Source organism: Pontibacter akesuensis (genome assembly GCF_001611675.1).
Taxonomy (GTDB): Bacteria; Bacteroidota; Bacteroidia; order Cytophagales; family Hymenobacteraceae; genus Pontibacter; species Pontibacter akesuensis.
In genome coordinates this window covers 3971264-3982717 of record NZ_CP014766.1, presented here as the reverse complement: position 1 = coordinate 3982717, position 11454 = coordinate 3971264, and the positions used below count along the sequence as shown (strand labels likewise).

Sequence of the window (11454 nt, the reverse complement as noted above, 5' to 3'; positions counted from 1 at the left end):
CCTTTTTTTATTTGCTTCGGACACTATTCGTAGATCCTGATTATTTCGCCATTCCCTCTTCCTTTGATACATTGCACATACCCGTTGATAACTTTGCGCCTCGGGGTTGAATAATGCTTAATGTTTTAGTCTTTATTGATAAGTGCCTTCCACCACACCAGGTAACCCAACTCCTTTTTCAAGTGCAACGGCTTTCACAAAGATGGATATCCCCCATTTACTAGCGATGCGCCTGCAGTTATGATAACTGGGTCGTCTGCCAGGATACCAGTAGACAAAGTGATGAAACCGTTCGGGTACAGATAAATCTGCCCGATACGCACTAAGTTCGCTTGCCCCATCAGCTTGCTTCTTACCCCAATGTAGTAGTCATACTCGGCAAGCTCATTTTAATTAGCTCAAATGGCCTCACCAGCAATATCATAATCATTATTTTGACTCTAGAGATGGCAATCGAAACAAAGGGAAGCTGTACTTTATTAGCACCCTCATCTCATAGATCATCAAGGTATCAAAGCTCTCAAACAGTGGAAAGAAACACCTGAAATCAGCCTTGGAACAACATTTCTGCTTTGAACCCGTCAAACAAATGGAAGATTTCATACTTGTGGCAATGTCATTTATATGCAAAAATTTATTTTACTTATAGTTACCTGCCTCATCAGCACACTGTGCTATGCACAGTATCCGGAAGAAGACCCTGATGAGCCAGTTTTAAAAATAGGCGGGGCTTTGCGTTTCAACTACAACCTTTCCACCTGGAAAAAAGACCAGCTTGAGCGAGGCGGTGATTTTGGTTATGATGTGTTCCGCCTCAATGTTGAATCAGCCTATAAGGGTATAAAACTTAACGCTGAGTTTCGTTACTATTCCGAGGCTTTTGGCGGAGGCTTTCTAAAACAGGGTTGGTTCCAGCACGACTTCTCTGAGAATTCACAGGTACAGGTCGGGCTGAACCAGGTACCGTTTGGTATTCAGCAGTACAACTCCAACAACTGGTTTTTCAACATCACCTACTATCTTGGTTTTGAGGATGACCATGACATGGGAGTGAAATACATACACGACAACGGCCGGTGGCAATGGCAGGCAGCCTACTACAAAAGCGCCGAGGAGTTTTTATTTGGCCTTGCGGAGCCCAGCCCCAATCGCTATTCCTACGATATCACCGGGCGCAACAAAGAGAACAATCAGCTTAACTTTAAGCTGGTACGGCGCATGGGCGACAGCCTTGCCCATGAACTGGGCGCCTCCCTGCAGGGCGGGCTCCTGTACAACCTGGACACAGAGCGTAACGGCAACAGGTACGCTGCAGCTCTGCATTATGAGTATAAACCAATCTACAGCCCCTGGAATGTAAAGTTACAAGCCATGCTCTACCGCATAAACCCACGCTATGCAACCGGGGCAGACTTGGATTTTGTAGAAATGGGTGCCTACGGCGCAAGTTACAACGTAGCCACCAGAGGCGAAATGTATACCGCCAGCGTAGCCTATCACCTGCCCATCGATACCCGCCTGCTGCAGGGCATTACCTTTTACAACAACTACGGCTACTATAACAAGCAGGTAGATGGCTTTGAAAACACCCACATGAACGTGCTGGGAGCCTTATTTACCGCAGGCCCTATGTACATTTATACAGATGCGGCCTTTGGCTATAACCAGCCCTGGCTTGGCCCTGAATGGACAAACTCCCTTGCCTTGGGAACACCCGGAGACACGGACTGGCACATGCGTTTTAACATGAACATGGGGTATTATTTCTGATTTAAAATTTCTGATTGATGAGTAAAGTAGCAAGAAGTGATACAAAGAAGTCCCTGGGGCTGGAAGTGAACGGGCCTGTTTTCTGGTCTTCTATCATCATCCTGATCATAAGTATAGCGCTTGTCCTTATTTTCAGGGAGGGTGCCGAAACGTTCTTTAGCGATGTACAGGCGGCTGTTACCTCCAGCATGGGCTGGCTGTTTATACTAAGCGTAAATATATTTGTGGCCTTCTGCCTGTACATGGCCTTCGGCAAGTTCGGTGATATCCGGCTGGGCGGCAAGGAGGCGAAGCCGGAGTTCAGCACCTCCTCCTGGTTTGCCATGCTCTTTAGCGCGGGTATGGGTATCGGGCTTTTGTTCTGGAGCATTGCCGAGCCCATCAATCACTTTCAAACGCCACCGCTCGGGGAGCCGGGCACTCCTGCTGCGGCGAGGCAGGCCATGAACTTCACTTTTCTGCACTGGGGTTTCCATGCCTGGGCCATTTACGCACTGGTAGGCCTGGCATTGGCCTATTTCACCTATAGCCGCAAATTGCCCCTAACCATCCGCTCGGCATTTTACCCTTTCCTGGGGGAGCGCATCCACGGGCTTATCGGGGATATCATCGACATCCTGGCTGTGCTGGCAACAGTCTTTGGCTTGGCCACTTCCCTGGGGCTGGGCGTGAAACAGGTGGCGGCCGGACTGCACCACGTGTTCCCCGGCATTTCGAGTGACGTAACGACGCAGGTGATGCTAATTGCAGGTATAACCGGCGTCGCCACCGTCTCCGTGGTAACGGGTGTAGACAAGGGTGTTCGTATTTTAAGCGAGTGGAACATCCGCATTGCCCTGCTGGTGCTACTGGCTGTTCTTTTTTTAGGACCGACAGTCTTTATACTTGGGTCTTATGTACAGAATACCGGCTCTTACATTAGCAATTTCCTGCAGTTGTCGTTCTGGAACGAGGCCTACTCCACCCGAAACTGGCAGGGGGGCTGGACGGTGTTCTACTGGGCCTGGTGGATTTCGTGGGCGCCTTTTGTGGGCATTTTTATTGCGCGTGTTTCCAAAGGCCGCACCATTCGGGAGTTCGTGCTGGGAGTACTGATCGTTCCGTCCCTGCTCTCCTTTCTGTGGATGACCGTGTTCGGCAGCACTGCCCTGCGGGAGGTACTGGCTGGCGAAACTGCTATTTCTGATGCAGTGGCTGCCGATGTATCTACGGCCCTATTCGTTTTCTTTGAGCAGCTTCCTTTCTCCACGGTGCTTTCTATCATCGGCATTATTCTGATCACAGGCTTTTTTGTGACTTCCTCCGATTCTGGCTCTCTGGTTGTCGACAGCCTGACATCGGGTGGAAGACCGGACTCTCCAGTAGGCGTGCGCATATTCTGGGCCTTGGCAGAGGGAGCTGTAGCGGCGGTGCTGCTGATTGGCGGCGGTCTGCAGGCCCTGCAAACAGCCGTTATCATCACGGGTCTGCCCTTTGCGTTTATTCTGCTCTCTATGTGCTACAGTTTGTACAAAGGGCTGAGCGAGGAGCTGGAAGAAGAAAAAAGGTTGGGCTTAGCACAGCAACGGAAAGACTACCAGCAGCAGATTACGGAACTGCTGGCAAAACGTGCCGCAAAGCAGCAGACGTTTACTCCGGAAGATAAAAGAAACGACACGCTATAACTTAAAACAGCAGAGACATGATTATAATTGACGCCATGATGGTTTGCCTTGACCTGAGCGACATAGACGAGAAGTTGGTGGCCTTTACCCGTTCAATATGCCAGCGGCTGCCGGTAAAAAAGGTTTATTTTGTACATAACATCAAGACATCAGAGTTGAGCGAGGATTTCAGGGAAACCTTCGGTGACATAGACCTGAGCAAAGAGGTGGAGGCCAACATATCCGACATCGTGGCAGAGCACTTTGCCGGGGGCTGCGACCATGAGGTGCTCGTAAGCGAAGAACCGAATACAGAGGTGATGATGGCAGACCTGGTGAAACGTTATGACGTAAAGCTGACCTTACTCGGCAAGCGGATGAGTAACAAAAGTACAGGATCTCTGGGCACCAAATTGCTGCGCATCCTGCCCTGCAGCATACTGGTATTTCCGGAGACAGCCAGCTTTAATATCGAACGGGTGCTGACACCTATTGACTTCTCCGACGCCTCGGTGCACGCGCTACGGCTTAGTAAGAGCCTCGCTGATGAACTTAGGCTTAGCCTGGAGATTATGCATGTTTATAAACTGCCCACGCAGTATTTCCCGCTGATATCAGAAGAGAAAGCCATTAAAAAGGCGGAAGAGGTGGTAAACGGAAAATTCAAGGAGCTTCAGAAACGACACACGGAAGTAGCTGGAGTGCCTTATACCTTAGTTCGTGCCGCCGGGAAAAGCACGGCAGAGCGCATTAGCCTGCAGCTGCGTAAAGGAAAGCACGATCTGCTGGTGCTAGGTTTAAAGGGAAACAACCCTATCCCGTCGCTTAGCCTGGGCAGCGTACCAACAAAAATTTATAACATGGACATTGACACTCCGCTTTGGCTGGTGTATTCGGAGGAAGTTATCAAGTAAAAGGCGGCACGCTATAGCCTAACCCTGACTCGCCGCGGTCACGAGGTTACTGATTCCGGTCACCACCATGTCGACACCGATGGCACCCAGAAAAAAGCCGTTGATGCGCAACAGCAGCTCCATGTTCTTGTCGAATGCGGTTTGGACACTTTTAGAGCGCATTCCGCGACGTATTTGCTTGAGTCCCATTATTATACCGAAGTTAATGAGCATGATAAGCACCAGCGACACCACGCCCTGCCACAGCACGAGCTGCTCCGACATCAGGATAGTGAGAGAGATGGTGCCTGCCCCCACCATAAAAGGCAAGGCTATTTCTGATGCCAGGTCGTGCAAATCTCCTTTTATCTGGATAAAGGCTTTTTTGCCCTGCACGATAAAGATATAGGCAAAAGAGAAGAGCACAATCCCACCGAATATGCGAAAGGACTCAAAGTTGATGCGAAACACTTTCTGAAAAACGATGTCACCAAAGAGCAGGAAAACCAGGTAGATAAAGAAGGTAATCATACTTGCTTTCAGAAACACCGCCCGGAAATCTGCGTCCGATAAATCGTTCATAACAGGTTTCAGGTACAGGAAAAGAGCGAAGGGGTTGAGCATGACCAGGAAACTAAGGATGACTGCAATCATAGATTCAGGTATGAGTTGACGTCCTTTTGTTACGGAGCACTGCCAGTATAGATTTTTATGACGATGCCATCATACTTCCAGACCATCTTCTGGAGAGGAGTAACCTGCAACCCTACAGTGTTTTATACAAGAACTACTTCCATTAAAAAAACTTATAAAGGAATTCTTGGGTAGTTCTGTACCTCCACTTCTTTGCCGTTTTGGCTGTTAACCAAGCGGCTGGGGCGGTTGCTTTGGGCTACCTCATGTGCTTTAGTGAGGGCCTGCTCTTCATCCTCAAACGCCTGCACCAGTTCGTGGTCGTCGTTCAACACATGCCACTGCTTCTCTTCCTCGTTCCACTGTACACGATACGTTCTCTCTCCCAGCTGCTTTTTGTTTCGGATCAGGTCAAGTATAATCTTACCGTCGCTGGCGCTTCCACCAGGGTATGGCATTGGCAGAAGCGCGAAAAAAATATAGTAAAGCGAAAAATAGGTAAACTGGTAAGTGGCCAAGTTAGGCTTTAAGATATTGTTCTCTATCAGGTAAATCACCACCACCGCGGCAATGGCGTTGAACAGCGCTCCCCCGGCAAAGATCAGGATATTGGCAAAGCGGTGATTGCGCTTCAGGTTGTCAAATGAGCAGAGGCCGTACCAGAAATAGTACTTGCGTATCTCCAGCATCCCAGCTCTAAACAGCACATCACCGGAGCCAACGGTTACTTTGATGTTCCTGCCACCCATCAGCCAGGCAAAGAAAACATGCCCTGCCTCGTGCACAAATGAGATGATAGGAAGCACCAGAAAGAAGGCGAGAAAAAACTTCGGTATATCACTTACTCCAAACATAGTATTTCCTGTTACGGTAACTGACACTTGGAATACTGCTTTCTGCTTCTTTTTTATTTCATGACAGGGTGAAGAATTGTTATGCTGTGCAGTAATTACTCATGACAAGTAATGGTGGTAGCTTATGAAGTAGTTGCGGCATAATACTAAGTTAAGTAAGAAACAGAGAACAAGTACTGACTTAAAGCCCCACATGTTCAGCAGGACAGACAGGTACTCTACGCTCCCACTGCTAGATGCAAGGCCAGCGCGGCATATGCTGTGCTGATGAAGTTCGACTTCAGTACAAGTTTATGCTGTGGATTGGGCCTTTCCCCTGTACAATCACTTAATATTATCATCCCGTCTAAGGTCAATCATCAGGTGGTTCGGATCTATGCCGCCGCGGTCAGGTTTTCGGGGCACTGTCACTTTTATGGTCTGCTCTCCAGACCGGATGCGGTGCATCTGAAGGTAGAGCGGCTCCCTTAATGTTTTGCCTTCCTCATAAATACCAACTTCCAGCCAATCATTCATCGGCACTTCCCTTTCAGAACCTGTACGGTCCACTATCGCCTTTTGAGCCTGCACCTCCAGCGTTACCTGCCAGCTGCCCTCTTTTGTTTGTTCTACTTCAAATCGGTTTGTCTTGAGGCGCCAGTACGTGTTCTCCTTAAACAGGTCGTGTAACAAGTAATTCAAGGAGTCTGGGGTAATTGTTTGCAGCTCCTGATAAAGGTCCAGGGTTGTTGGATGGGGAATCTCTCCCGCAGTGCGTTTTTGGAGCAGGTTCCGAAGCGCCCCATTGACCTTGTCTTTCCCTAAGTATCTTGCCAGGGCATGTAGGGCAAGCCCCCCTTTTCGATAGTATAAAAAATCTTCGTCTGCCTGCAGCAAAGAGGCTGTGGCAAGAGAGCGTGGCATTTCATAGGTCGAGTGCAGAAAATTCACGTACTGCTGCAGATGGACATCTCCATAGTTCTTCTCCAGAACCTGCATGCCGGCGTAAACGGCAAGACCTTCAATCAGGACGCCGGCTCCTTCGACGTATGCTGGTGTTAATCGGGCCATCCCCCACCACTGGTGCCCCACTTCATGCGCCATAATATAGTAAGGAAGGTCAAAGCCATCCTGACTGTCATCTGGATTCATAAGCGGATACTGCTCGCCATAATAGACGATGCCCGCATCCGCAGTTGCGCCAAATCCGGAACCAGCACGCTCTACCAACGTGAAATGCTTAAAGGGGTAAGGCCCAAACTGCTCAGTAAAATGCGCTAGTGACGCTTTTGCGCTCCTAAGCATTCGGCCTATGTTTTGAGCATGGTTTGGATGATAGTAAATTCTGATCGCGACATCATTCCACTTACTTTGCTGCACCGCATATTTTCCGGATAAGATGGCGAACTCCCCACCAATAGGTACATTAGCTTTGTAGTGGAAGTAGCGGCGGTCACCTTTTGTCCAGGTTCGTTTTAAAGCGCCCGGCGCTACGGCTACTTCATCATTTGCTGTACCAAGTATGGCCTCAAAAGTGCTTTGATCAGTACTGAACGGCTTCTTACGCGCCTCTTCATCATAAAGAGAAGGTAGTTCAGGGCGCGCAGCCAGCTTATGCTTTTTCCGAAGAACTGCATCATCAATTTCTCTAAAGTGTTGGTAGCCAATGGTTAGGAGCAGGTCGAAATTCGTGAAGTAGGTGCCATTCTCCACTACCATTGCGCTGGCGCCGCTGTGACTGAAACCCTGCTGTTTATAATTTACTACAAAGTTTAGTTGCAGCGAATCTCCTGGCTGAAGCGATTCTTCCAGGGCATACATGTGATAACTGAGCTCGTTGTCTAGCAGCACGCCGGCAGCTGGCCGGTCGAAAGAGACTTCAGCAGGCGCTATGCCCGATACGCTTCCCAGATGGATAGAGTCAATAGGTTCTGTCTCCCTGTTCACCAACGTGTAAGCAGCACGTATCACGACTTGCTGTTGGTCAGGGTATATCTCCACGTGCAGCTTGGTAGACGTCAGTTGGGGTTGCGGGGTGTTTCTGTACTGGCCGTAGCGTCGTTCGTATTCAGCCTTCCGTTCAAGTATGTCGGATACTGGCAGGTACTCGTTCAGCACATTGGTGTTATAGAAAATGAAGCTCCCCAGGGTAAGGAGAAGCCCTATGCCAAGTACGGCAACCCAGGTTGTGGAGCCTGTAAAACGGCGCTGAGCTGACTTCAGACGGGATTGCAGACTTTGTTCTCTTCCCCGTACCCAAAGCAAGCGCGCTCCCACTGCCAACAGTAATGCCCAGGCAGTCCAATACAACTTAAACCACAGCCACGGCCCAAGAGAAGGGCCGAAGCCACGCATGTCGGTGTACCACCAGCCTGTGTCTGCTCCAAAAATGAGCATGTGGTGCTCAACATTGAAATGAGAAGGAAAGGCCATGAAACTAAAGACCAAAAGTAATACCAGGAAGCCAATGTGTTTTTGATTTACGACTACGTGTACCACAAAGGCAAGCAGAGCAAAGAGCAGGTAGTCCACGAGCTGCAGTCCGAAGAGCGCCTGCACGTATAGGCCTATTTCCAATTGATCGTAGCCCAGGCCTATCTGCATCCCCATACCGCCGGCCATGAGGATGACCATCCATACCACGATGATAAGAGCTACCCCCAGAAACTTCCCAGTGAAGAGCACCCATTCCGGTACCGGTGCCGCATCGGCCATATCGCTTATGCCCCCATCCCGCTCATGCCAGACAAGCATGCCGACAAAGTACATGATGAGTAACGGAATAACCACCCAAGGGGTACTGATGTTACTTACAGGAGCGGTCAGGAAGTCAACCACCTGCTGCGTAGTGGGGAGCAGCGGAATACCAAACTCACTCACGATTTTGTCGCCGAATACAGCTGTGAGCAAGGCAATGGCACCTACCAGCGTGAGTCCAAGAGGGTGTCTGGCTATCTTCCCGAAAGATGCCCAGGCAATTTTGAGTGCCTGACGGAAATAAGTGGCAGAGCCGAAACTTCGCTGCACCTGCGGAACCTGAATGGCGGCTGCTCTAACCACGGCGGGTTCGGCAGTTGTACTAGCCTGTACTTTTGGCCGCCGCATAATGCGCCCCATCCAGCTGCTTGTTTCAGGATGAGTAAAGCTGAAGCGGAGGTACGTAAGCCACAACAACCCCACAGCCACAATTCCCCACAAGATGCGATTCAGCAGAAACATGCCTTCCAGTTCTACAAGACGCGTATTTTTGTCAGTAGGCGTCCATGTTTGCAGTTCGTTGCCTATAATACCGGAGACACCTACAGGATCCAGTAATTTAACCAGGTCCCAATTCCCGAAGAGTTTTGCCACCGAAATAGCGATTATCTGAGCAACAAGTGCTAATAGCAGGCTGGCCAAATAACTGGTCATCACCTGGCGGCTCAGCGCAGCAAAGGTGAATTGTAGGGCTGTGGCAATAAAAACAAGCGGTAAGGCAATCAGGAAGTAGACATTCAAATATACTGCTGGCCTGAACGGTAGTAATCCCTCCTGAGCCAAACCTGGCAGGTAGAAGGAAAGCAGCGCACCTAAAGGCAAAGAAAGCAACAGGAGTGCATTCACAGCAAAGGCTGCAAGAAACCGTCCGCCCAGGTAGCTAAACTTCGTAACCGGGGTGATATAGGTAAGGGGATGCATCCGCGTCTGCACGTCCCGCGCTGCTGCTTCACCAGCGGTGGATGCGCCTATCACAAGCCAGAGAAAGATGCCAATGACAGTAATAGCCGTGATGAGTAAGGTATTGTTAGGATACACGCCGTCCCCAGGTTTGATGAACTGGGTCATACCAAAAGTGAAGGCGAGCAGGACACCTACATAAAGCCAGGTGGAGATGCGCCCGGCCAGGTAGGCGAACTCAAAGCGAAAAATCTTCCACAGCTTCATAGCTGCACCTCCCTCTCCTGTGGCAGCACCTGCTTTTGAGCATATCCCGCCATGGTGGTGAAATATACATCTTCCAGATTGGGCTGAACCAATTCGAGCCCACTGCCGGGATCTTCTTCGCTGTAGATATGGACTAAGGTTCGTCCGCTTAGCAGTTTGGTAGAGATAACCTTATGCTCCCGCTCCAACTCCGGCAACACACTTTTCTCCACAATGCGGCGCCAGATCCTCCCCTGCAGTCCTTCTACTGCTCTTATAGGCTCCGCTTCCTGCAGTATTTGCCCTTTGTTGATGATGGCCATACGGGTACAGAGCTCGCTCACATCTTCTACAATATGCGTAGATAGCAGCACCACACTGTTCTCACCCAACTCGCTCAACAGGTTAAGAAAGCGCACCCGCTCGGCTGGGTCCAGCCCCGCCGTTGGTTCATCCACAATCATCAACTTGGGATTGCCAAGCAGTGCTACTGCCACACCAAAACGCTGTTTCATACCACCCGAGAAGCCGCCCAGTTTCTGCCTGCGCTTATCCCACAGGTTGGTTTGTTTCAATAAGGCTTCTACCACCTCTCTTCTGGAAGCCCGGTTGATGATGCCTTTGAGCACGGCAAAATAGTCCAGCAGGTCCTCGGCCCTTGCTTTAGGGTAAACCCCAAACTCCTGCGGCAGGTACCCCAGTGTCTGGCGCACTTCGTCCTGCTGCTTCAGTACATCTATTTCCCCGAGTTGAATACTGCCGCTGTCTGGTTCCTGCAGGGTTGCCAGAATCCGCATGAGCGTAGATTTACCAGCCCCGTTTGGTCCCAGCAGGCCGTACATGCCATTTGGAATGGTGAGCGTGATATCCTGGAGCGCCTGCACCCCATTGGGATATGTTTTGGAGATATTGGTGATTTGTAGTTTCATAGTTTTATTGTGCTAGCGTATATACAATTAAGCTCTATCATCTGAACTTCAGGTAATTAAATAAGCAGAAAAAGTGTTTTAATTTTCTACTATATGAGCTGCATTCCCCCACAGCTCCAATCGTACGGGTGTACTTGCATCACCAAAGTAGCACATAGTACTATGTATTACAAACTAGCATCTATAGATTTAGACGAAGTCCATTATTTTGTCTGCAAACCAGTAAATTATGCAAGTAAAATAGGGTTAGCTGGTAACCTGTTTCACTTGCATAGGGCAGCGCCTTGATGCAAACCTTGAGTATTGTGGATGAAAAGTTTTTTTATAAGACTGCTAAAGCAAGGCTTCTGGAGCCGAAGGTAGGTCACCCTGTAAAGTATAAAGGATTAAAAGTACAGGTTTATCACATGCCGCTGTTACAAAAGCATCATGCACAGACGCAACAAAACTACGGCGGCACTCCCCTTTTTTAACTACAGGAAGTATTTTCAAACAGCAGCTCTATTAATTTTTGCGGTGGCAAAGCTTCTATAAAAAGAATGAACATCGTTTTGACTGGCTCGCTGGAAGATGGTGAAACTTTGCGTCAGTAAATTTCACTCAGTTAACCGAGAGATAGGCCCGAAGTCCTTCAGGGCGTGGTAAGATTTGGCTTCTCCCGAATACATCCTGTACACGTAACTCCAGTTGTATATATCGATAAGAGAATATACAATGTGTCCATCCAATCATTAGCAGCAAGCTATAGCAATGGAGTGGACTTGATCTTTTTTTACCACTCCATTGATCGCTAATTAAGCATGCTTTTCAGGAATACAACATCGTTATGGAAATCACAAAAAAGCCGCTC

The 11454-nt window shown here is 49.2% G+C and carries 7 protein-coding genes; 3 read left to right on the top strand and 4 right to left on the bottom strand.

The window, feature by feature from the left end:
* Positions 1-624: 624 nt before the first annotated feature.
* Genes A0W33_RS16805 through A0W33_RS16795 form a run of 3 tightly spaced genes read left to right on the top strand, consistent with a single transcriptional unit; the run spans position 625 to position 4327 of the window.
* Positions 625-1770 (top strand): hypothetical protein, encoded by a 1146-nt coding sequence (locus A0W33_RS16805; RefSeq protein WP_068839251.1) that lies wholly within the window; start codon positions 625-627, stop codon positions 1768-1770.
* Between the two features lie 17 nt (positions 1771-1787).
* The gene (locus tag A0W33_RS16800) at positions 1788-3434 is read left to right on the top strand and encodes a BCCT family transporter (RefSeq protein WP_068839250.1); all 1647 of its coding nucleotides are present in this window, start codon (positions 1788-1790) and stop codon (positions 3432-3434) included.
* A 17-nt stretch (positions 3435-3451) separates the two neighbouring features.
* Complete coding sequence (locus A0W33_RS16795; protein ID WP_068839249.1) at positions 3452-4327, top strand: universal stress protein; 876 nt, start codon at positions 3452-3454, stop codon at positions 4325-4327.
* A gap of 18 nt (positions 4328-4345) precedes the next feature.
* On the opposite strand, the gene A0W33_RS16790 is transcribed toward A0W33_RS16795, so the two are convergent.
* The 4 genes from A0W33_RS16790 to A0W33_RS16775 all read right to left on the bottom strand — a co-directional run bounded on the left by A0W33_RS16790 (position 4346) and on the right by A0W33_RS16775 (position 10604).
* Positions 4346-4960, bottom strand: coding sequence for a MarC family protein (locus A0W33_RS16790; protein WP_071890927.1), 615 nt, complete (start codon positions 4958-4960; stop codon positions 4346-4348).
* Positions 4961-5112: 152 nt separating this feature from the next.
* A complete protein-coding gene (locus A0W33_RS16785; protein WP_068839248.1) occupies positions 5113-5793 on the bottom strand; it encodes a M50 family metallopeptidase in 681 nt (226 codons plus the stop codon).
* A 324-nt stretch (positions 5794-6117) separates the two neighbouring features.
* Complete coding sequence (locus A0W33_RS16780) at positions 6118-9696, bottom strand: ABC transporter permease/M1 family aminopeptidase (protein ID WP_068839247.1); 3579 nt, start codon at positions 9694-9696, stop codon at positions 6118-6120.
* Positions 9693-10604 carry an ABC transporter ATP-binding protein gene (locus A0W33_RS16775; RefSeq protein WP_068839246.1) on the bottom strand — a complete coding sequence of 304 codons (912 nt, stop codon included), beginning with the start codon at positions 10602-10604 and terminating at the stop codon, positions 9693-9695. Before A0W33_RS16775 ends, A0W33_RS16780 begins: the two co-directional genes overlap by 4 nt.
* Positions 10605-11454: the final 850 nt, after the last annotated feature.

Bases quoted from the DNA above. Each gene is read 5' to 3' on its own strand.
- A0W33_RS16805 (WP_068839251.1), top strand. From the start codon at position 625: ATGCAAAAATTTATTTTACTTATAGTTACCTGCCTCATCAGCACACTG.
- A0W33_RS16800 (WP_068839250.1), top strand. From the start codon at position 1,788: ATGAGTAAAGTAGCAAGAAGTGATACAAAGAAGTCCCTGGGGCTGGAA.
- A0W33_RS16795 (WP_068839249.1), top strand. From the start codon at position 3,452: ATGATTATAATTGACGCCATGATGGTTTGCCTTGACCTGAGCGACATA.
- A0W33_RS16790 (WP_071890927.1), bottom strand. From the start codon at position 4,960: ATGATTGCAGTCATCCTTAGTTTCCTGGTCATGCTCAACCCCTTCGCT.
- A0W33_RS16785 (WP_068839248.1), bottom strand. From the start codon at position 5,793: ATGTTTGGAGTAAGTGATATACCGAAGTTTTTTCTCGCCTTCTTTCTG.
- A0W33_RS16780 (WP_068839247.1), bottom strand. From the start codon at position 9,696: ATGAAGCTGTGGAAGATTTTTCGCTTTGAGTTCGCCTACCTGGCCGGG.
- A0W33_RS16775 (WP_068839246.1), bottom strand. From the start codon at position 10,604: ATGAAACTACAAATCACCAATATCTCCAAAACATATCCCAATGGGGTG.